Origin of the sequence: Nocardia abscessus NBRC 100374, from assembly GCF_000308455.1 — a bacterium.
In the GTDB taxonomy this organism is placed as follows: domain Bacteria; phylum Actinomycetota; class Actinomycetes; order Mycobacteriales; family Mycobacteriaceae; genus Nocardia; species Nocardia abscessus.
In genome coordinates this window covers 1-19824 of the sequence record NZ_BAFP01000117.1, presented here as the reverse complement: position 1 = coordinate 19824, position 19824 = coordinate 1, and the positions used below count along the sequence as shown (strand labels likewise).

Annotated in this window: 22 protein-coding genes and 2 pseudogenes; 7 read left to right on the top strand and 17 right to left on the bottom strand. The window is 69.2% G+C overall.

Annotated features, from left to right (window positions below; all coding sequences use genetic code 11):
* Positions 1 to 2 precede the first annotated feature (2 nt).
* From ON19_RS24160 to ON19_RS24150, 3 genes are read left to right on the top strand one after another with little or no spacing between them, the layout of a single operon-like run.
* Positions 3 to 1772: a long-chain-acyl-CoA synthetase gene (locus ON19_RS24160; protein WP_227954628.1), complete on the top strand. Its 1770-nt coding sequence runs from the start codon at positions 3 to 5 to the stop codon at positions 1770 to 1772.
* A 23-nt stretch (positions 1773 to 1795) separates the two neighbouring features.
* Entirely contained in the window at positions 1796 to 2677 is an 882-nt protein-coding gene (gene folP / locus ON19_RS24155; RefSeq protein ID WP_043697362.1) for a dihydropteroate synthase, read from the top strand.
* On the top strand, positions 2674 to 3612 hold the full coding sequence (locus ON19_RS24150) for a glucosyl-3-phosphoglycerate synthase (protein ID WP_043697359.1): 939 nt from the start codon (positions 2674 to 2676) through the stop codon (positions 3610 to 3612). Before folP ends, ON19_RS24150 begins: the two co-directional genes overlap by 4 nt.
* Before the next feature lie 31 nt (positions 3613 to 3643).
* Here ON19_RS24150 and ON19_RS24145 read toward each other — a convergent pair whose 3' ends face one another.
* From ON19_RS24145 to sigE, 9 genes and pseudogenes are all read right to left on the bottom strand, one after another.
* Complete coding sequence (locus ON19_RS24145; protein ID WP_043697356.1) at positions 3644 to 3979, bottom strand: hypothetical protein; 336 nt, start codon at positions 3977 to 3979, stop codon at positions 3644 to 3646.
* 229 nt (positions 3980 to 4208) lie between these two features.
* Positions 4209 to 5282: pseudogene (locus ON19_RS24140) on the bottom strand (XdhC family protein); the annotation flags it as partial.
* A gap of 91 nt (positions 5283 to 5373) precedes the next feature.
* Positions 5374 to 5724, bottom strand: a complete 351-nt coding sequence (locus tag ON19_RS24135) for a hypothetical protein (protein ID WP_043697353.1) — start codon at positions 5722 to 5724, stop codon at positions 5374 to 5376.
* Positions 5725 to 5746: 22 nt separating this feature from the next.
* A complete protein-coding gene (locus ON19_RS40640; RefSeq protein ID WP_157229825.1) occupies positions 5747 to 6313 on the bottom strand; it encodes a hypothetical protein in 567 nt (188 codons plus the stop codon).
* A 341-nt stretch (positions 6314 to 6654) separates the two neighbouring features.
* On the bottom strand, positions 6655 to 7512 hold the full coding sequence (locus tag ON19_RS24125; RefSeq protein WP_043697350.1) for a hypothetical protein: 858 nt from the start codon (positions 7510 to 7512) through the stop codon (positions 6655 to 6657).
* Positions 7513 to 7564: 52 nt separating this feature from the next.
* Positions 7565 to 7981 carry a Sec-independent protein translocase protein TatB gene (gene tatB / locus ON19_RS24120; RefSeq protein ID WP_043697347.1) on the bottom strand — a complete coding sequence of 139 codons (417 nt, stop codon included), beginning with the start codon at positions 7979 to 7981 and terminating at the stop codon, positions 7565 to 7567.
* A 101-nt stretch (positions 7982 to 8082) separates the two neighbouring features.
* Positions 8083 to 9621, bottom strand: coding sequence for a S1C family serine protease (locus tag ON19_RS24115; protein ID WP_043697344.1), 1539 nt, complete (start codon positions 9619 to 9621; stop codon positions 8083 to 8085).
* 10 nt (positions 9622 to 9631) lie between these two features.
* Positions 9632 to 10030 carry a hypothetical protein gene (locus tag ON19_RS24110; protein ID WP_043697341.1) on the bottom strand — a complete coding sequence of 133 codons (399 nt, stop codon included), beginning with the start codon at positions 10028 to 10030 and terminating at the stop codon, positions 9632 to 9634.
* 61 nt (positions 10031 to 10091) lie between these two features.
* A complete protein-coding gene (sigE, locus tag ON19_RS24105; protein ID WP_043697338.1) occupies positions 10092 to 10751 on the bottom strand; it encodes an RNA polymerase sigma factor SigE in 660 nt (219 codons plus the stop codon).
* A gap of 286 nt (positions 10752 to 11037) precedes the next feature.
* Between sigE and ON19_RS24100 the strand changes: the two genes are divergently transcribed.
* The 3 genes from ON19_RS24100 to ON19_RS24095 all read left to right on the top strand — a co-directional run bounded on the left by ON19_RS24100 (position 11038) and on the right by ON19_RS24095 (position 12465).
* The gene (locus ON19_RS24100) at positions 11038 to 11670 is read left to right on the top strand and encodes an O-methyltransferase (protein ID WP_372478679.1); all 633 of its coding nucleotides are present in this window, start codon (positions 11038 to 11040) and stop codon (positions 11668 to 11670) included.
* A gap of 87 nt (positions 11671 to 11757) precedes the next feature.
* Positions 11758 to 11991, top strand: coding sequence for a hypothetical protein (locus ON19_RS42195; RefSeq protein ID WP_157229824.1), 234 nt, complete (start codon positions 11758 to 11760; stop codon positions 11989 to 11991).
* Positions 11992 to 12240: 249 nt separating this feature from the next.
* Positions 12241 to 12465, top strand: coding sequence for a hypothetical protein (locus tag ON19_RS24095; protein ID WP_227954629.1), 225 nt, complete (start codon positions 12241 to 12243; stop codon positions 12463 to 12465).
* A gap of 14 nt (positions 12466 to 12479) precedes the next feature.
* On the opposite strand, the gene glgC is transcribed toward ON19_RS24095, so the two are convergent.
* Positions 12480 to 13694 carry a glucose-1-phosphate adenylyltransferase gene (gene glgC, locus ON19_RS24090; protein WP_043697332.1) on the bottom strand — a complete coding sequence of 405 codons (1215 nt, stop codon included), beginning with the start codon at positions 13692 to 13694 and terminating at the stop codon, positions 12480 to 12482.
* A 137-nt stretch (positions 13695 to 13831) separates the two neighbouring features.
* Between glgC and glgA the strand changes: the two genes are divergently transcribed.
* The gene (gene glgA / locus ON19_RS24085; RefSeq protein ID WP_043697532.1) at positions 13832 to 14986 is read left to right on the top strand and encodes a glycogen synthase; all 1155 of its coding nucleotides are present in this window, start codon (positions 13832 to 13834) and stop codon (positions 14984 to 14986) included.
* Between the two features lie 12 nt (positions 14987 to 14998).
* Here the strand turns inward: glgA and ON19_RS24080 are convergent, their stop codons facing one another.
* From ON19_RS24080 to ON19_RS24055, 7 genes and pseudogenes are all read right to left on the bottom strand, one after another.
* Positions 14999 to 15829, bottom strand: a complete 831-nt coding sequence (locus tag ON19_RS24080) for a putative RNA methyltransferase (protein ID WP_043697525.1) — start codon at positions 15827 to 15829, stop codon at positions 14999 to 15001.
* Between the two features lie 45 nt (positions 15830 to 15874).
* A complete protein-coding gene (locus tag ON19_RS40635; RefSeq protein ID WP_011211259.1) occupies positions 15875 to 16042 on the bottom strand; it encodes a DUF3117 domain-containing protein in 168 nt (55 codons plus the stop codon).
* Between the two features lie 141 nt (positions 16043 to 16183).
* A complete protein-coding gene (locus tag ON19_RS24075) occupies positions 16184 to 16807 on the bottom strand; it encodes a DNA-3-methyladenine glycosylase I (RefSeq protein WP_051169244.1) in 624 nt (207 codons plus the stop codon).
* Positions 16774 to 17094 carry a DivIVA domain-containing protein gene (locus tag ON19_RS24070; RefSeq protein WP_043697329.1) on the bottom strand — a complete coding sequence of 107 codons (321 nt, stop codon included), beginning with the start codon at positions 17092 to 17094 and terminating at the stop codon, positions 16774 to 16776. Before ON19_RS24070 ends, ON19_RS24075 begins: the two co-directional genes overlap by 34 nt.
* 142 nt (positions 17095 to 17236) lie before the next feature.
* A complete protein-coding gene (locus ON19_RS24065; protein ID WP_043697326.1) occupies positions 17237 to 18373 on the bottom strand; it encodes an Mrp/NBP35 family ATP-binding protein in 1137 nt (378 codons plus the stop codon).
* Between the two features lie 19 nt (positions 18374 to 18392).
* Complete coding sequence (locus ON19_RS24060; RefSeq protein ID WP_043697323.1) at positions 18393 to 19253, bottom strand: lytic transglycosylase domain-containing protein; 861 nt, start codon at positions 19251 to 19253, stop codon at positions 18393 to 18395.
* 112 nt (positions 19254 to 19365) lie between these two features.
* Positions 19366 to 19824, bottom strand: a pseudogene (locus tag ON19_RS24055) (hypothetical protein); the annotation flags it as partial.

Below are 19824 nucleotides of genomic sequence, written 5' to 3'. Positions count from 1 at the left end.
ACGTGAGCACCGATGCCCGCTCGACGGTGAGTTTGATCGACCTCGCCCGCAACCTGCCCGCGATGGCCCTGGACGCGCCGGGCATGCTGCGCAACGCGCTGGGCATGCTGGTGACGGCGGATTCCAAGTCCTCGGTGGGGTTGTACTTCCAGCGCAACGCCCACCGGCATCCAGACCGCGTGTTCCTGCGGTTCGAGGGTGCGGCCTACACCTACGGCGAGGCCAACGCGCAGGTGAACCGGTATGCGAGCGTGCTCGCGGCGCGCGGGGTGGGCCGCGGTGACGTGGTGGGCGTGCTGATGACCAACCGGCCCGAGACGATGTTCGTCGTGCTGGCCACGGTCAAGCTGGGGGCCACCGTGGGCCTGCTCAACCACCATCAGCGCGACCGAGTGCTGGCGCACAGCTTCGGCCTGCTCGACAGTGTGCTCAACGTGGTCGGCGCGGAATGCGCCGACGCGATCGACTCGTTGCCCGAGCCACCCGCCGACGTCCTCTCGGCCGACGAACTCGAGCAGGCCGCCCGCAGCGCCGCCGACACCGACCCGCCGAGTTGCGCGGAGGTGACCGCGCGGGAGCGGGCGTTCCTCATCTTCACCTCGGGCACCACGGGCCTGCCGAAGGCCAGCGTGATGACCCACCTGCGCTGGACCAAGAGCATGGCCGGATTGGGCGGCCTCGGGATCCGCCTGCGCGGCGACGACACGCTGTACTGCTGCCTGCCGATGTATCACAACAACGCGCTCACCGTCGCGCTGTCGGCGGTGCTGGCCTCCGGCGGCACGTTCGCCCTCGCCCGGGGATTCTCCGCGTCCCGGTTCTGGGACGAGGTCATTCGGGAACAGGCGACGGCGTTCATCTACATCGGCGAGCTGTGCCGCTACCTGGTCAATCAGCCGGCCAAGCCGACCGATCGGCAGCACTCGGTCCGGCTCGCCGTCGGCAACGGGCTGCGCCCCGAACTGTGGGACGAGTTCAAGTCCCGGTTCGGCATCAAGCGGATCGTGGAGTTCTACGGCGCGAGCGAGGCGAATATCGCGTTCGTCAACGCGTTCGGCGTGAACCGCACGGCAGGCTTCGGTCCGCTGCCGTACGCCGTCGTGGAGTACGACGACGAGACCGGAAAGGCCAAGCGTGACAAGAACGGGCGCTTGCTCCGGGTCGGCACCGGCGGCGTCGGGCTGCTGTTGGCCAAGGTGACCGACCGCTCCCCGTTCGACGGTTACACCGACAAGGCCGCCTCCGAGGCCAAGCTGGTGCGCGACGGCTTCGAGCAGGGCGACGTCTGGTTCGACACCGGCGACCTCGTGCGCGAGCAGGGCTGGCATCACATCGCGTTCGTGGACCGGCTCGGCGACACGTTCCGCTGGAAGGGCGAGAATGTGGCGACCACGGAGGTGGAGGGCGCGCTGAGCAAGGCGGAATCGATCGCGCAGGCGGTGGTCTACGGCGTGGACATCCCAGGGACCGACGGCAAGGCGGGCATGGCCGCCGTGACGCTGCACCCCGACGCGGAATTCGACGGGGCCGCAGCGGCGAAACTGGCCTACGAGCAATTGCCGGGCTACGCCGTCCCGCTGTTCATCCGCATCGTCCACGAGCTGGAGCAGACCTCGACGTTCAAAAGCCGCAAGGTCGAACTGCGCAAGCAGGGCTACACGCCCGACCCCGACAGCACGCTGTACGTACTCGCGGGCCGCACCGAAGGCTACGTCCCCGCCTACGACGACTACGCCGCACAGGTAGCAGCGGGCCGCGCCCCGAAGAGCTGACGCGGACTAGCTACAGTCGTTGCATGTTCAGCTCCGTGGCGCCGCTTCCGACGCTGTGCGGACGGCCGGTGGCGACGGATCGAGCGCTGGTGATGGCGATCGTGAATCGCACCCCGGACTCCTTCTACGACCGCGGCGCCACGTTCACCGACGCCGCGGCCATGGATGCCGTGGCGCGCGCGGTGGACGAGGGCGCCGACCTCGTGGACATCGGCGGGGTGAAAGCCGGGCCCGGCGATTCGGTGGACGCGGCGGAGGAAACGCGCCGGGTGGTGCCGTTCGTCGCGGCCATCCGCGCGAAGTACCCGCAGCTACTGATCAGCATCGATACCTGGCGCGCTGAGGTGGCGCTGGCCGCGGTGGGCGAGGGGGCGGATCTGATCAACGACACGTGGGCGGGGGCCGACCCCGAACTCGTTCCGGTGGCCGCCGCGCACGGCGCGGGTCTGGTGTGCAGCCACACCGGCGGCGCGGTGCCGCGCACGAGGCCGCATCGGGTCCGTTACGCCGACGTGGTGGGCGAAGTCACCGAAACCGTGGTGCACGCCGCCGAGAACGCGCTCGCCGCCGGGGTACATCGGGATTCGATTCTGATCGATCCGACCCACGATTTCGGCAAGAACACTTATCACGGTCTCGAACTGTTGCGCGGAGTCGAAGTTCTTGTAAAAACCGGATGGCCAGTCTTGATGGCGCTGAGCAACAAGGATTTCATCGGGGAGACTTTAGGTGTCGGTCTTTCCGAACGGCTGGAGGGCACATTGGCGGCAACAGCATGGTCGGCGGCGGCCGGCGCCCGAGTCTTTCGTGTTCACGAAGTCGCCGCGACCCGGCGGGTGGTGGACATGATCGCCGCGATCCAGGGCATCCGGCCCCCCGCACGAACCTTGCGAGGTCTGGCATGACATTCAAATACCGTGAGCCCGCCTGGGCGACGACCAATACCTGGGACACCCCGGACTGGCGGGTGGACGAACTCGTCTCCGCCAAAGCCGGGCGCACCGTGTCGGTGGTGCTGCCCGCGCTGAACGAAGAGCGGACCGTGGCCGACGTGGTGGCCAGCATCCGCCCGCTGCTCGGCACGCTCGTCGACGAGCTGATCGTGCTGGATTCCGGCTCGACCGACGCGACCGCGCAGCGGGCGCGCGCGGCGGGCGCCGAGGTGATCAGCCGGGAGCAGGCGGTGCCGGAGCTGGAGCCTGCGCCGGGCAAAGGGGAGGTGCTGTGGCGCTCCCTGGCGGTGACCAGCGGCGATCTGATCGCCTTCGTCGATTCCGATTTGATCGACCCGGATCCGGCCTTCGTGCCGAAATTGCTCGGCCCGCTGCTCACGGTCGACGACCTGCATCTGGCCAAGGCCTACTACCGCAGGCCGCTGCGCCAAGGCGGCGCGGTGGACGCGCACGGTGGGGGCCGCGTCACCGAGTTGGTCGCCCGCCCCTTGCTGGCCGCGCTGCGACCCGAGCTCTCGCAGGTGTTGCAGCCGCTCGGCGGTGAATACGCGGGCACCCGCGAACTGCTCACCTCGGTGCCGTTCGCGCCGGGCTACGGCGTGGAGATCGGGCTGCTGCTGGACACCTACGACCGGCTCGGCATGTCCGCGATCGGCCAGGTCAACCTGGGCGTGCGCACACATCGCAACCGGCCGCTGGCCGACCTCGGTGTGATGAGCCGCCAGATTCTCGGCACGGTGCTCGGTCGCAGCGGTGTCCAGGACTCCGGTGCGGCGCTGACGCAATTCCCGCTGATCGGCGGCGAATTCACCGCGCACAGCACCGAAGTGTCGCTGGTGGACCGTCCGCCGATGGTCACCCTGCGGCCCGCGTGCGCGGCGGCCTGAGCTGCTCCGGCGCCCCGGGTCCGCGCAACGCTCAGGCGCCTTCCGCATGTGGGTCTCGCATGTACCCCGCCTCGATCAGGGTGCGGAAGGCCGCGAGCTTGTAGACGCACTCGGAGGGTTCGCAGATCCGGTGGCGCTGCATGAGTTCGTGCGCTTCCGCGACCGTCAACGGCTCGATGGGCACCCGCTGTGGCCTGCCGATCGGACAGACCGGTAGCACGGTGGCGGGGATCCGCTGCGCTACTCCGTGCTGAGCGAGGCCGAGCCTGCGTCGCCGGTTCGCTGGTCCGTGCAGCAACCCGATGGTGGCGACCAGGCCGGCGGCGCCGACGAGCGAGCAGAGGACGGCGATCTGGGTGGCGGTCACGGCGCTTTCTCCTCTCGGTGGGGCGGGCCGGGCAGAGCGTGGCGGGGCCGAAGCGCAACGCACCGTCACCTACTCGTAGTTAACTTTCAGCAAATCAAGTGTGCGGCCGCATGCCGCGCGGTGCAAGGCGGATTGAGACGTCCTCTGGGCGGTATGTGCGGCTCTATGGTCGGGTATTCCCGGCGATCCGGCGTCCAATCCGCTTCGCGGAGCGAACTTCGAGCAGATCGCGATGGAGGGGGCCGTCGAGGCGATCCAGCGGAAGGGCGGAGGCGCCGCCGCGTTCGGCCAGGATCTGGGCGGCGATGGAGATGGCCGTCTCGTCCGGTGTGCGGGCGTCGAGGTCCAGCCCGACCGGACTTCGCAGCCGTCCGAGCTGGTCGTCGGTGACGCCCGCGGCGCGCAGTCGCTCGACGCGCTCGGCGTGCGTCCGGCGGGAGCCGAGGGCGCCGACGAAGCCGATGCGTGCGCACGACAGCGCCTCGGCCAGCATCGGGACGTCGAATTTGGCGTCATGGGTGAGCACGCAGACCACGGTGCGCCGGTCGATCCGCCCCGCCTGCTGTTCCCCGCGCAGATACCGGTGCGGCCAGTCCACGACGACCTCGTGGGCTGCGGGGAACCGAGTGGCGGTGGCGAAGGTCTCGCGGGCATCCACGACGGTCACCCGGTAGCCGAGCTGGCGGCCGGTGCGGCTGAGCGCGCGCACGAAATCGTTCGCGCCCGCCAGGATCATGCGGGCCGGGGCGGCGAAGACGTGCACGAACGTCCGGGGGCGTGGTGCGCCATGTGCCGCGCACTCGTCGGCGCCCACTACACCGCAGCGGCCCCCGGCCAGCAGCGCCCGTGCGTCGCGGTCCACGCCGTGCCACGGATCGGTGTCTTCGGGCGCCAGCAGTTTCCATTCCGGTGTGGCGTCCAAGGTGGTGGCCAAAGCGACGGGAAGGCCGTTCTCGATCCGCTGCCGCAGCGCCGAGAGTAGGGGCAGCCGCTCGCGTGAGATCCGCTCGATGAAGACTTCGATCTCCCCGCCGCAGGTCAAGCCCACGGCGGGCCCGTCGGCATCGGCATAGCCGAACCGGTCGGTCACCGCGTGGCCACTCACCAGCACGTCCTGCGCCGAGGCGAGGACGGCGGACTCGACGCATCCGCTGGACAGTGAGCCGTGCACGGAGCCGGAGCCGGTGACGATCATCGCCGCGCCCTGTTCCCGAGGTCCGGGGCCGGTGGTGTCCACCACGCGGGCCAGCGCGACCGGCCCGTGCGGCAGCAGACTGATCAATTGCCCGAGTATCGCGCGCACCGCGACCGGTCCTTTCCCGAGCGGGTCCGGCGCATCGGGCCCGAGGCGAACGGCGAATCCGCGCCGTACCGCCAGCCTAGTTATTCGAAGCCTATTCGGCGCGGCGACGGTGATCCGGCAGCAGCACCGGATCTGCCCGCGTTTCGGGCGCCTCGGCGGGATTCCCCGTCCCGGCACGAGGGCCGTCCGTGCGAGGTTCCTCGGCTTCCGGACGCGAAGGGTCGTCCGCCCGGGCGTCGTCGGTGTGCGGCTGGTCGGCCGCCGGTTCGTCCGAACCTTCCGGTTCGGGCGAGGTGGCCGATTGCTCGTGCGCGAGCCTGGCCTGGAGATCGGCGACGGTCAGATGGGCCTTCGACCCCCCTGGCCGCAGCAGCACGCTGACGAGCAGGCCGAGTAGCCCCACCGCCAGGACGGCGCCGCCGATGAGTAGTAGCGGATTCACGATTTCCTCCTTGCCGGACGCCTCACGCGTCCGTTTCGCGGAGCTGGAGATGGGGCGGGACGGCGTCGGTCTCGAAATACGCCGTGAAAATCTCGGCGGCCTGCTCCGCCGTGAACACTTCGTCCGGATAGACCCTGGGGGTGGGCAGGCCGACCGGAACCGGCACCTCGACAGCGGGCAGACCGATCCGGTCGCCGGGAAGACCGACGGTGAAGCAGTGCGGCGTGCCGTTCACGGCGGTGCGCATCTCCACGGTCAGCGCGTCCGCCGAGCCGGTGCATTGCAAGTACTCCCGACCGGGTGCGGAACTGATCGCCGGGTCGATGTCGGCAGGTCGCATCGGCTCGGCGAGCCGGGTCATGTTCACCGAGTAGCGGTGGAAGCCGTCCAACCTGCGCAGCGGACGGAGAAAGCTGTCGAGGGCCTCACCGCGGCCGAGGAAGACCTTCAGGCGGTCGCTGTAGGTGACCCGGTGGGTGGACACCGTCGGATCGCCGGTGCGGGCAGGAGCCGCGATGTCGTACGGCTCGCACCGCAGTATGGAACGAAGGACCACCGAACTCGCAGACATCGACTTTCGATCACGCATCAGAGTTCACCTATCACATGCGGTTATCGTCCAGCTATTCAATCATCCGCGTATGAACCCGCTCGTGGGAGGGTTGGTGACCCGTGCCACACAGGGGTGGGCATGCTCGGGTGACTTCGCTTAGGCCCTGTGACCTGGTGATCGGTGGGGTTGGTTACCGTCCGACCGAGCGCTCCGCAGCGTTCACCGCGACGGGTGGTTTACGCTCTCTTGCGGTGCCATTGATTTGCTGAATCTCGTTGCGGCAGTGCACCCGCCGCTCCTAGTTCGGTCGAACTCGCAGGTAGGTTCGAATCCCGGTCTCCGGTAACGGGCGTCGAGCAGCCGGTACTTCCCTCGGCTCAGCGACGCACACCTGTTGCGGGTGATCGGTTCTCGGGGTCGTGACGGTAGACCGGCGTGAGCAGTTCGGCCTCGAGTGGCTCGCCGGTGGCGCGGTCGAAACGACAGGCGATCAGCACCGAGAACAGGTAATTGCCTGCCCGCTCGTGCAGCGTGGCCAGCCTGGTGGCGAGCAGCCGGATGGCGCCGAGCGAGCCGGGCGGATGCATGCCGTCGATCATCAGCACGCTGCCGCGTTTGTCGGGCCGGGGAAGCCTGCCCAGGTAGGCGATGTCGTGCGGCTCGGGTCCGCCCGGCCGGTAGACCCGCCGGGCCGCCCGGTCCTCGATTCCGCGGCGCGCGTCGCCCATTCGGGCCACCGCGCGCCGCAGTCGGGGATCGGCGGCGACCAACTGACGCAAACTCGGCGAAAGCTCCGGACCGCCCAACACGATCAGGCCGTCACGGTGCAGGTCGATCGGGCGGCCCGGGAGAAAATGCTCGACCGCGACGCCGAAGCCGAGTTCGCGCAACAGTTCGGCCAAGCGTTGCGGCGCAGCTGGATCCGGCGCGCCGATCACCCGTCCGGCGCGCACCTCGGGAACGAGCACGGTGAGCGAACCGTGCCCGAAGAACAGTCCTTCCGGCGCGGGCCCCTGCGTACTCACCTGGTGGATGCGGGCACGGGAAAGGCCCGCCGCCGCACCGATTCTGGCGAACGTCCAGCCTTCGGCATGGAGTTCCCGGATCACGGCACGCCGAATCCTGGTCAGTTCGTTGATGGTCTGCTGGGCCGCCGCCACCCCATCGGTGGCCGCCTTCAGTCGCTCGACCTTGTCCTCGATCGCGAACACGCGCGCCACGTCATCGGCCGACATGTGCGAAGTCTAGACAGCTGAACAGCGCAATGCGTCTAGACTTCTTGACAAATCAGGTGGCGTCGGTGTCGATCGGAGGGCGTTCGTTGCGCTCCAACGGCTTATCCAACTTGGGCATCGGGTAGTCCGGCATGCCGCTGTTGGTGCTGTAGAGATCCTTCGGATCGGGCAGTGCGCTGTCGAAATCCTTGAACAGCGAATCGTCGCCGTTGAGAAGGTGTTTGGTCACCATCGCGCGCGGAGTCATCCCGCGCAATTCGTTCAGGTCGGCCAGCGGCTTGCGCAGATCGTCGAACTCCGGCCCGAGTTCCTGCCGCAGCTGGGAGGTGGCGCCACTCGCGTAGTCGCGCACCTGCCGCAAGCTGCGCGTGGTCCAGCGCACAGCACCGGGCAAGCGCTCCGGGCCGAGGATCACGAGGGCGGCGACGAGCAGGATGACCATCTCGCTCCAGCCGATGTTGCTGAACACGTAACCAGGCTACCTGGGCCTACCTGCTGCCGAGCCGGCGAGAGGAGGTTTGGAAGTGAACGCTGGGTGTCGTCCAGCCCGAGCCGAGCCGCGCAACACGCCTAGTCCGATTCCAAGGTCACCGAGACGTCGACCTGGCGGCCCTCGCGGATGAGCTGGACCGGTACGGTCTGTCCGATTTCGTTGGACTGTTCGGCAACTGTGAACTCATCGGAGCTGGTGACCTCCCGATCGCCGACGCGCACGATGACGTCGCCTTCGACGATGCCCGCCCTGGCGGCCGGCCCGTTCGGCGACACATCGGCCACCGCGGCTCCGCTCATGGCGTCGTTGGCGACCGTCTTGGTGCGGACGGACAGACCCATGGTCGGATGGTGCACCGCACCGTCGCGGATCAAGGTCTGGGCGACCTCGGTCATCTTGTCCACCGGGATGGCGAAGCCGAGGCCGACCGAGCCGCCGGTCTCGCTGCGGATGGCGGTGTTGATGCCGACGACCCGGCCGTCCATGTCCACGAGCGCGCCACCGGAGTTACCCGGGTTGATCGACGCGTCGGTCTGCACGGCGTCGATCACGGCCTTCGTGTCGCTGCCCTCGCCCTCCAGCTTCACCGGGCGGTGCAGGGCGCTGACGATGCCGGAGGTGACCGTCTTGCTCAGACCCAGCGGCGAACCGATGGCCAGGACGTCGTCACCGACCTGGACGTCGCCGGACTTGCCGAGCTGGGCGACGGTGAGATTCTTCACATCGACCTTGAGCACGGCCAGGTCGGTCTTCGGATCGCGGCCGACGATCTGCGCGGGCACCCGGGTGCCGTCGGAGAACTGCACCTGGATGGCGGCCCGGTTGCTCTTGTCCTGGGCGGCCATCGAGACCACGTGGTTGTTGGTGACCACGTAGCCACCGCCGTCGATCACCACGCCGGAGCCGGTGGCGCCGTTGTCGCCGACGGTCACCCGGATGGAGACCACCGAGGGCAGCACCGCATTGGCCACCTGCGCGATCAGGCCGTGAGGACGGGTGGCGTCGCCGGACTGTTCGAGGGTGACCTTGCGGGAGGTGAGCGTCGAGGCGGTTTCCGCGGTCAATCGTCCGACCAGCCCGCCGAGCAGCCCGATGACCAGTGCGGCGAGCGCGAGCAGGGCCAGCGCCTTGGGCGCGACCCGGGAGCCGAACAGCACTTCGCGTGCGCTGAGCTTCTCGGCCTGCGGCAGCGATTGCGCCTTGGGCGTGGGCACCGCGGGGGAGCCGAGACGTGCGACCGCCTCAGGGTCACGCCAGGGATCGGCCGGTCCGGCGACCGATGCGGGACCACCGGCGGCCTCGGGGTCGCGCTGCAGGATTTCGGTGGAGCCCTCCGGGCGGCCGAACGCCTCGGCGAGCACCGCGTCGGGCGGGCGATTCTGCATCAGGGGGCCGGATTGCGGCGCCGAACCGGCCTTGCGCAGCGGCAGCGGCTCGGCGAACGAACCGGAGAGGCCCGACGGCCTGCGGAAGGCGCGCGCGGTGTGTGTGTCGACATGGGGCCGATAGACCGGGCGCGGGCCGAGCACGGGTGCGTCCGGCGGACGGAGATTCCCGCGGTTGGCCGCCGAATCCGAGGTGTCGGCCGATCCGGAATTCGTCGATTCGGTGGTCACGCGGAAAACTCTACTTGCGCCACCACGTAGTCCACCGGGTCGCGGTGAACGAATCGGTCAGAAATCCGAAAACCGCCTCGTTGCGCGAGGACTGATCCGACGACGAGGACGGCGTCCGCCCGCTGGACGCGCCCCCGGGCAGTTCCGCGAGCGGGATCCTGGTCAGGCTGTCGTGCAGCCCGGTCGGGATCGCTACCTGCCCGGCATGCCGCAGCGCGATGCGCGCCTGTTGCTGGGCATCCACCTCCGCCGCGCACTCCGGACACAGGGAGAGGTGCTGAGCGGCCCGCAGGTAGGCGTTCATCCGCAACTCACCGTCCACGTACGCCGCGACCGCCTCACTCGCCAGATGCTCGGTGGGGCTGAAACGCGGCGGACGACGACCGGACGTGCTGGAGTCGCCACTCATTCGGTGCTCACCCTTTCAACCGACCTCGACCGATGTTCGGGCGACGCCGGCGTCCGACGAATCACCCTATGTTCGCGTCAGCGGCGAACCGCTGCTCACTTCCATTATGCGCAAGGTAGTCGCGCAGGGCTTGGCGTCCACGGTGGATCCGACTGCGCACAGTGCCCAGTTTCACGCCGAGCGTAGCGCCGATCTCCTCGTAGGACAGCCCCTCGATATCACACAGCACCACGGCGGCACGGAACTCCGGCGCGAGCGAATCCAGGGCCGTTTGCAGGTCGGGATCCAGCCGGGCGTCGTGGTAGGCCTGCTCCGGCCCCGGGCCCTCGGCGGGCACCCGGTCGTAGTCCTCGGGCAGCGCTTCCATCCTGATCCGGTTGCGACGGCGGACCATGTCCAGGAACAGGTTGGTGGTGATGCGGTGCAACCACCCCTCGAAGGTGCCCGGTTGGTAGTTCGACAGCGAACGGAACACCCGGATGAACGTCTCCTGGGTGAGGTCATCCGCGTCCTGAGCGTCGCCGGACAGGCGGTAGGCCAGGCGGTAGACCCGGTCGGCGTGCTCGCGGACGAGTTCGTCCCACGTCGGCATCGCCGACCGGTCACCGGTGGCATCGAAGGCAGCAGTGCCGGTCAGCTCGCCCGCCTCCGCGGCGGAGTCGGCTTCGACCGGCAGGATCTGCTCGGGCAGGGTGGCGTATTCGCGCGCCGCATCGACCATGTGGATGGGGCTACCTCCTACTAGGGACCGCAAACGTCGGGACTCACTCGGGCCCGGGTCTGCGGACCGTTGCGTACGGATACAACCGACAACCGGTATGTCGTTGTTCCCGCGTCCCGTGTTAAACACGGTCGGTGGTCTTGCGTTGCCCATACTCTTTCTGGTCCTGATATGGCCGGGTTATGGAGACCCTGAGGGACACCTGAGAAAACCGGCGGCGGAAATGGCGGGCGGCGCGTGTTGTCCGGAACGCCGAGATCACCCGCCCGGCGTTAGCCTCATACCCGTGGCATCGAATCTGGAGCGGAATCTCGCCTACGTGGAGGAATCCGTCGTGGAGGACGAAATCCTCGTCGGCGCGCGTGAGCGGGCCACCGAACTCGGCGCGGTACCCGTACCGCCCTCGGTGGGTGCGTTGCTGAGTATGTACGCGCAGTTGCTCGGTGCGCGCGCGGTGGTCGAGGTCGGCACCGGCGCGGGTATCAGCGGGCTGTGGCTGCTCGACGGCATGCGCGAGGACGGCACGCTGACCACCATCGATTCGGAGCCGGAACACCAGCGCGCGGCCAAGGAGGCGTTCCGCGCCGCCGACATCCCGCCGGCCCGCACCCGGCTGATCAACGGGCGGGCGCTGGACGTGCTGCCCCGGCTCGCCGACGGCGCCTACGATCTGGTCTTCATCGACGCGGCGCCGCTCGAGCATCCGGAGTACGTGGCCCAAGCGGTGCGTCTGCTGCGCGACGGGGGCGCCATTCTGCTGCACAACGCGTTGCTGGGCGGGCGGGTGCCCGATCCGGCGCAACGCGATCCGGCCACCCAGGCGGTGCGCGCCGCGACCCGCGCCATCGCGGAGAACCCGGAACTCACCTGCGTGCTGATTCCGGTCGGAGACGGATTGCTCTGTGCCTCACGGGGTTAGTGATTCGCGCGGCAGCCGCGCCGCGGACTGATTTCTTCCCGGAATCCGGGGTATGCGCTGAGAAACAACTCAGTGAGGAAAACAGTTATGCGTGAACTAACTCCCATAGAGGTGGCGGCCATGGGGGACGTCGTGACGGAGCGGCGAACGAGCTGGCTGCGGCCCACGATGCTGGCCCTGTTGCTCGTGATTCTGGGAGCTGTGCTGGTGATGGTGGTGGTGAGCAACACCGATTTCGACACCGGCCCCGAGAAGACCCCTCCGCCACCGGGATCCTGCGAGCCTTTCTGCACCCAGAACGGCGTCCCGCCCGCTCAGTAGTCATCGCCGCCGCGGCCGTTGTCGACGGTCGCCCCACTGCGGCCGAATATGCCTGCCGCCGAAATTTTTCCGGATATTCCGCCGCCGCGCCCTCGTCTCCAGGGAATGCGGCCTCGGCCGATGATCGGCGAAGTTCGCGAAAAGCCACCGTATCGCGACGGTTCGGCGCACCCTGCAATGGAAAGCCGATGATCGCCGATACTGGTGAGGTCACGCTCCGAGCGGGTGCGGAAGAGGTGCGGTGTGGTGATGATGATGTTCCTTTGGGACGAAGACGAGCGTCGTCCCAAGCCGATTCACTGGGGGCGGGCCATGGTGGCGTTCGCCGCCGTGCTGCTGTTCGCTCTGCTGGCGGTCTATCTGGTGAGCACCGCCGATTTCGGTGAGGCCTCGAAATCGACCGTGCCGCGCACGCCGGGGCCCTGCGCACCGTTCTGCATCGGCTCGCCCGCGCCGCAGCCGGGCGGACCCTGACCGCTCACGGGCGACTACACCCAGACGCCTTTGCCGACCGTTACGACGCCGCCGTTGCTCACGGCGAAGCGGCTGCGGTCGCGCGCCAGGTCCACCCCGATGATCTCGCCCTCGCCGACCACCACGTTCTTGTCCAGGATGGCGTGGCGCACCACCGCGCCGCGACCGATCCGCACGCCGGGCATGAGCACGCAGCCTTCGACGGTGGCGCCGTCGTCCACCACGACGTTGGCGCTGAGCACCGAGTTGCGGACGGTGGCGGCGGACAGGATGCTGCCGGCGCCCACGATGCACTCCTGCGCCAGCCCGCCCTGGGCGAACTTCGCCGGAGGCAGGTTCTCGGCCGCCCCGCGGATCGGCCAGTGGCGGTTGTACAGGTTGAACACCGGATGCACCGACACCAGATCCATGTGCGCGTCGTAGAACGCGTCGATGGTTCCGACGTCGCGCCAGTAGCCGCGGTCGCGGTCGGTGGCGCCGGGCACCTCGTTGTCGGCGAAGTCGTAGACGCCCGCCTGGCCCGCCGCGACCAGGGAGGGGATGATGTCGCCGCCCATGTCGTGGTCGGAGTCGGCATTGTCGGCGTCCGCCCGGATCGAGTCCACCAGGACCTTGGTGGTGAAGACGTAGTTGCCCATGGACGCGAACGTGACGTTCGGGTCGTCCGGGGTGCCGGGCGGGTGCGCGGGCTTCTCCAGGAACTGCGTGATGCGGCCGGACTCGTCGCTGTCGATGCAGCCGAACGCGCTCGCCTCGCTGCGGGGCACCCGGATGCCGGCCACGGTGACGCCCGCGCCGGAATCGATGTGATGGCGCACCATCTGCTCCGGGTCCATGCGGTACACGTGGTCGGCGCCGAAAACCACGATGTAGTCCGGATCCTCGTCGTAGATCAGGTTCAGCGACTGCATGATCGCGTCCGCGCTGCCGGTGTACCAGCGCGGACCGAGCCGCTGCTGCGCGGGCACCGGCGTGATGTACTCGCCCGCGAAACCGGACAGCCGCCAGGTCTGCGAGATGTGCCGGTCCAGCGAGTGCGACTTGTACTGGGTGAGCACGCACAGCCGCAGGAAACCCGCGTTGACCAGATTACTGAGCACGAAGTCGATGAGGCGGTAGGCGCCGCCGAACGGGACGGCGGGCTTGGCGCGGTCGGCGGTGAGTGGAAAGAGTCGCTTGCCCTCGCCACCGGCGAGCACGATCCCGAGTACGTGCGGCTGGCTCCTCACACCTGCCAAACTACCGGGTGGAGCGCCTGTGAGTGGCCGCCGCGGACCCGAACGTCTACTTTGAACCGGTGAGTTTCGGCACGGATGGCGGACGTTCGGCGGTGGATTCCGGCGAGCGGGACCGGCTTCGCGTCGCGATGCTGACCCGTGAATATCCCCCCGAGGTGTACGGCGGCGCGGGAGTGCACGTCACGCAGCTGACGGCGCATTTGCGTCACCTGTGCGAGGTGACAGTGCACTGTATGGGCGTCGATCGCGCGGATGCCGTGGTACATCAACCGGATCCGTCGCTCTACGCCGCCAATGCCGCGCTGCAGATGATGTCCGCCCAGCTGCGGATGGCCGACGCCGTGGGCGAAGTGGACGTGGTGCACTCGCACACCTGGTACAGCGGTCTGGCCGGTCATCTGGCCGCGACCCTCTACGGCGTGCCGCACGTGCTGACCGCGCATTCGCTGGAGCCGCGCAGGCCGTGGAAGGCCGAGCAGCTCGGCGGCGGCTACCGGCTCTCGTCCTGGTCGGAGCGCAACGCCGTCGAGCACGCCGACGCCGTCATCGCGGTGAGCGAGGGCATGCGCCGCGACGTGCTCGACGCCTATCCTGCGGTCGACCCGAATCGGGTCCACGTGGTGCACAACGGCATCGACGGGACCATCTGGCATCCGGGTCCCGTGGCCGAGGACGAGCCGTCGGTGCTCGCCGAACTCGGCGTGCGAACCGACCTCCCGATCGTCGCCTTCGTCGGCCGCATCACGCGGCAGAAGGGCGTCGGTCACCTGCTCGCCGCCGCCCGCGACTTCGACCCCGACATCCAGCTCGTGCTGTGCGCGGGCGCGCCGGACACGCCCGAGCTGGCCCAGGAGGTCACCACGGCGGTGCACCAGCTGCGGCAGCGGCGCGGCAACGTGTTCTGGGTGCGCGAGATGCTGCCCACCGAGCGGATCCGGCAGATCCTGGCCGCCGCGTCGGTGTTCGTGTGCCCGTCGGTGTACGAGCCGCTGGGCATCGTGAACCTGGAGGCGATGGCCTGCGCGACCGCGGTGGTGGCCTCCGACGTGGGCGGCATCCCCGAGGTGGTCGACAGCCGCAACGGGCGGCTGGTGCACTACGACGCGGGCACCGCCGAGGACTACGAGCGGGCGCTGGCCGCCGCGGTGAACGAGGTCGCGAGCGATCCGGCGCTGGCCGCCCGTCTGGGCGCCGCAGGCCGGGAACGCGCGATCTCCGAATTCGACTGGTCGCGGATCGCGGCGCGCACGGTCGCGGTGTACGACGAGATCAGGAAAGGCTGAAACCGGGAGCGCTCAGGCCGCCCGGCGGTAGGTGCCGACCATGACCGACGCGGTCACCTCGACGGACTCCGGCAGCCGCGCGAGCCGTGCCGCACCGGCGGCCGAGTGGTGCGCGGAGGGCCCCATGCCCACCACGTGCGCGACGTCGGTTCCGGCGAGCGTCATCGGGTACTCGACCAGCGTCTGATCGACCGGCTCGAAATGCCCCGACATCGCGGCATCGAGCCTGCGGTCCTTGTCGGGGTCGACCCGAACCATGTCCAGCGGCTCGATCAGCTCGCCGAGGTGGCGTTCGGTGGGGGTGGCGACGACGAAGCGTCCGTCGTCGGCGAGCACCCTGGCGATCTCGCCGGGATTGCGCGGCGCGAAGACCGAGAGCACGCCGCCGAGCGCGCCGTCGCGGATCGGCAGCCCGCGCCACGCGTCGGCCAGCACCGCCGCGGCGCGCGGGTGGGCGCGGGCGCAGCGCCGGACGGCCGGCTTGGCCACGTCCAGCCCGATGCCGACAGCCGAGGGAGCGGCGTCGAGCGCGCGGGCGAGGTAGTAGCCGGTGCCCGCGCCGATTTCCAGTACCGCGCCGTCGGTCCGGTGCGCCGTGACAGCTCGCGTCACGGCGTCGGCGATCGGCGCGAAGTGTCCCTCGCCCTGGAAGGCGGCACGAGCGTCGAGCATGGCCGCGGTGTCGCCGGTCATCTTGGTCGACGCGCCGGTGAGCAAGCTGACGTAGCCCTGTCTGGCGACGTCGAAGCTGTGCCCGCGACCGCAGCGCAGTGCTAGATCCCGCGGTTCCAGTGCCAGCGGCGCGGCGTCCTGGCGCGCCCGGAGACATTCCGGGCACGCCAGGACGCCGGCCGCGACGGCGAGGGCCGAGTGCTCAGCCGCGGCCACTCAGCTCGTGACGCTCTTCAGTTCGTCTCCGAGTGCCGCTGCCTCGTCCGGCGTGAGTTCGACGACCAGACGCCCGCCACCCTCGAGTGGAACCCGCATGACGATTCCACGCCCTTCTTTGGTTGCCTCGAGGGGACCGTCCCCGGTGCGGGGCTTCATGGCCGCCATCCTCTGCTCCCTCCAGATCTGCGCGGTCTGCTGCGCACTTTCTTGGAACTCCAGTTGTCACCAACCAGTGAGCTCGCCGGCGTTTGGCGAGCTACACCCGTCCCATTCTTCCCTATCGCTGATGTGGACGGATAGCTGAGTTCAAAAAGTGACCGGTCGGCCCGTACCGGACCGGTCGCCGCCCACCCAGCAATCGGCCACGTGGTCATCGACCATTCCGGTCGCCTGCATCAGGGCGTAGGCCGTGGTGGGTCCGACGAAACGGAATCCGCGCCGTTTCAATTCTTTTGCCAGGGCGGTGGATTCGGGTGTAGTCGCGGGCACGTCGGCGCCGGTGCGCGGGCGCGGGCGCGGCGGCGGGGCGAACGACCACAGCAACTCGTCCAAGCCGACGTCGAGGTCGCGGGCGACCCGGGCGTTGGCAATGGCCGCGTCGATCTTGCTTCGGTTGCGGACGATACCCGCGTCGGCCATCAGCCGGGCGACGTCGTCGGCACCGAACTGCGCGACACGCTCGATCGAGAACCCGGCGAACGCCGCGCGGAAGGCCGGGCGTTTCCGCAAGATGGTCAGCCAGGACAAGCCGGATTGAAACGCCTCCAGGCAGAGCCGCTCGAACAAGGCGTCGTCGCCGTGCAGCGGCTTGCCCCACTCGTAGTCGTGATAGTCCCGGTACAGCTGGGTTTCCAGCGGCCAGGCGCAGCGAACCAGGCCGTCGCCCGCGGGGGCGGTCACTTCGACTCCGGCGCGATCGGCGTCTGCCATCGCGCGGCCTGTGCCTCGGCCAGCTGGTGTTGCAGCTCATCGATCCGCGCGGCCAGCCTGGCCAGCGCCCAGTCCACCTCTGCGGCCTTGTATCCGCGCACCACCTGCTGAAACCGTAACGCGCGCACGTCCGCCCCGGTGATCCCTTCCACCGGCAGCACGGTGGCCGTCGTCCCCTCCGGCAACGGACCGAGTTCCTCGGACCGCCCGAACACCGCACTGGCGAGCAGGAACAGCACCGCGGCGACCAAGCCGACGATCAGCACGTACAGCAGCATCGTGAGCATGAGACGAGTTTATTGGTGCTGATTTCCGCGCCCGGTCCCGCTGTGCGCGAAACGCGGAGTTCGGGCCGAGTGGTCGTGCGCAGCGGCGAACCACGGCACTTCGATGCCGGGTGACTTCGAAGCTCCGGTCCGAGCGGCGATATTACAAATGCCGGGTGGTGTCGATGCCGAGGGACATGCCCGCGAGGCCGCGGCGCCGGACGGCCAGTTTGTCGGCTACCTCGAGCAGGGCCTTGGCGGCGGGGTTCTCCGGATCGCGCAGCACGATGGGTGTGCCGTCGTCACCTGATTCGCGCAGTGCCTGTTCGATGGGGATCTGACCGAGCAGCGGCACGGTCGCGCCCACGGCGCGGGTGAGCCGGTCGGCGACGGCCTGCCCGCCGCCGGAGCCGTACAGGTCCATCCGGGTACCGTCCGGCAGGTCCAGCCAGGACATGTTCTCCACGACGCCCGCGATGCGCTGCCGGGTCTGCAGCGCGATCGCGCCCGCCCGCTCGGCCACCTCCGCCGCGGCGGGCTGCGGGGTGGTGACCACCAGGATCTCGGCCCCCGGGATCAGCTGCGCGATGGAGATCGCGACGTCGCCGGTGCCCGGCGGCAGGTCGAGCAGCAGGACGTCGAGATCGCCCCAGAACACGTCGGCGAGGAACTGCTGCAGCGCCCGGTGCAGCATCGGGCCGCGCCACACCACGGGCGTGTTGCCCTGGGTGAACTGCGCGATCGAGATCAGCTTCACGTCGTGCGCGACCGGCGGCATGATCATCCGCTCGACCTGGGTCGGCCGGGCGTCGGTGCCGAGCATGCGCGGGATGGAATGACCGTAGATGTCCGCGTCGAGCACGCCGACCGACAGGCCGCGCGCGGCCATGGCGGCGGCCAGGTTCACCGTGACGCTGGACTTGCCGACGCCGCCCTTCCCGGAGGCGACCGCGTAGACACGGGTCAGCGAACCGGGCTGGGCGAACGGGATGACCGGATCGGCCGCGTCGCCGCGCAGCTGCTTGCGCAGCGCGGTGCGCTGCTCGTCGTCCATCACGTCGAGCTCGACGGTGACCGCGCCGACACCCGGCACGTCGGCGACGGCCTTGGTGACCCGCTGCGTGATCTCGGTGCGCAGGGGGCAGCCCGCCGTCGTCAGGTAGATTTCCACGTGGACATCGCTGTCGGCGCCGATCGCGACGCTTTTCACCATGCCCAGTTCGGTGATCGGCTTGCGGATCTCCGGGTCGTCGACCTTCGCGAGGGCACCCCGCACATCCGATTCCGTAAGCACTGGCATGGCAGAAATTTTAGGCGTGTCAAATTTTCGGCAGGTCCCCGCCCCGGGGTGCGACCCCGGTGCTGTAGGAGGTCTCCCACGCCATGACGTTCGCGACGTAGGCCATGGAGTGGTTGTAGCGCAGGATGGCCTTGGACTGTTGGGCCAGGTCACGCATGTTCAAGCCGCCGTCACACAGGTATTTCCCGGCCGTCAGGGCGGCGTCGAAGAGGTTCTGCGGATCGGCGATGCCGTCGCCGTTGCCGTCGGCCGCGTAGCGCTTCCAGGTTTCGGGCAGGAACTGCATCGGGCCGATCGCTCGGTCGTACCCGTCCAGGCCGTCCAGCGCGCCGTCGTCGGAGTCGCGGATGACGTGGTTGCCGTTCAGCGATCCGTCCAGCACCGGGCCGTAGACGGGGCTCAGCGGGTTGCCGTCGGCGTCGGCTTTGCCGCCGAACGCGTGGGTGGACTCGACCCGGCCGATGCCGGCCAGCAGCGACCACGGCATGCCGCACACCGGATTCTCGGCCGCCAGGACACGTTCGGCGTTCTGATAGGCCGCGACCGCCACACCGGGTACGCCCAGCGGCCCTGCGGGCATCGCGGCGCGCTGCCTGCCATTCGGTAGCGCAACGGTTTTCACCACCGGCGTGGCGGTGGGCGCGGCCTTCGCCATCGCGTGTGTCACGAATTCGGCGACCGGCTCGGCCGCAGCCTGCGGTCTGGCGCCCTGTGCTTCCTGGTCGCCTTCCGTCGGTTGGACCGCGGCCGCGAGGGGTACGGCGTCGCCGACCTCGGAGGCGGCGGTGACGGATACGAGCCCAGCGGGAACCAATCCGGTCAATGCGATAACGGAACTCCGCCGGACGGTGGCAGGCGGTTGTTTTCGATGACGCCCCACGGTGTGGTGACCCTCCCATGACTCGCTGTGAGCCCTTTGTGATCGAACAAGGGAAGGTTACCGCACCCGAGATCTTTTTGTTACTCCTTCGTGATCTGATGCCAGGTTTGAATTACTGCTGGGGCGCGGGTGGTAGGGCGGGGAGCGGGATGACGATTCCGAAGGGCAGGGTGATCCCCGGCTGTGGCGGGGGTGGGGTTTCCGCGCTGGGCGCCGGTTCGGCTTCCGGCGCGGGCGGTGTAGCGGTGGCCGGTTCGGGATCGGTGCGCGGTGCGTCGTCGTGGGCGGGCAGGTCACCGGGGATCGGTGTGGGTTCGCTGGTGGCGAGAGTGGCGTCGGGCTGGGCGCATCCGGCGGCAAGCTGGCCTGGAGTGCCGGGCTGGCCCGCGGTTCCGGCATAGGTGGAGGTGCCCGCCCCTGCGGGATCGGCCGGGCCCCCGGCGCCGGGGTTGCGGGAGTCGGCCGGTGCGCCGCCGTAGGGCTGCCCCGGTACGAGCGGCACGCGTGCGGTCCCGGGTAGCTCCGGGAACGGCATCGGCGCGGGAGCCGGTTGTCCCACGCAGGGATTCAC

What these genes read in the sequence shown, in the direction of transcription:
- folP (WP_043697362.1), top strand. Translation starts at nt 1,796, where the DNA reads ATGTTCAGCTCCGTGGCGCCGCTTCCGACGCTGTGCGGACGGCCGGTG.
- ON19_RS24150 (WP_043697359.1), top strand. Translation starts at nt 2,674, where the DNA reads ATGACATTCAAATACCGTGAGCCCGCCTGGGCGACGACCAATACCTGG.
- ON19_RS40640 (WP_157229825.1), bottom strand. Translation starts at nt 6,313, where the DNA reads ATGCGTGATCGAAAGTCGATGTCTGCGAGTTCGGTGGTCCTTCGTTCC.
- ON19_RS24125 (WP_043697350.1), bottom strand. Translation starts at nt 7,512, where the DNA reads ATGTCGGCCGATGACGTGGCGCGCGTGTTCGCGATCGAGGACAAGGTC.
- ON19_RS24110 (WP_043697341.1), bottom strand. Translation starts at nt 10,030, where the DNA reads ATGAGTGGCGACTCCAGCACGTCCGGTCGTCGTCCGCCGCGTTTCAGC.
- sigE (WP_043697338.1), bottom strand. Translation starts at nt 10,751, where the DNA reads ATGGTCGATGCGGCGCGCGAATACGCCACCCTGCCCGAGCAGATCCTG.
- ON19_RS42195 (WP_157229824.1), top strand. Translation starts at nt 11,758, where the DNA reads ATGCGTGAACTAACTCCCATAGAGGTGGCGGCCATGGGGGACGTCGTG.
- ON19_RS24095 (WP_227954629.1), top strand. Translation starts at nt 12,241, where the DNA reads ATGATGATGTTCCTTTGGGACGAAGACGAGCGTCGTCCCAAGCCGATT.
- glgA (WP_043697532.1), top strand. Translation starts at nt 13,832, where the DNA reads ATGCTGACCCGTGAATATCCCCCCGAGGTGTACGGCGGCGCGGGAGTG.
- ON19_RS40635 (WP_011211259.1), bottom strand. Translation starts at nt 16,042, where the DNA reads ATGGCGGCCATGAAGCCCCGCACCGGGGACGGTCCCCTCGAGGCAACC.
- ON19_RS24075 (WP_051169244.1), bottom strand. Translation starts at nt 16,807, where the DNA reads ATGGCAGACGCCGATCGCGCCGGAGTCGAAGTGACCGCCCCCGCGGGC.
- ON19_RS24070 (WP_043697329.1), bottom strand. Translation starts at nt 17,094, where the DNA reads ATGCTCACGATGCTGCTGTACGTGCTGATCGTCGGCTTGGTCGCCGCG.
- ON19_RS24065 (WP_043697326.1), bottom strand. Translation starts at nt 18,373, where the DNA reads ATGCCAGTGCTTACGGAATCGGATGTGCGGGGTGCCCTCGCGAAGGTC.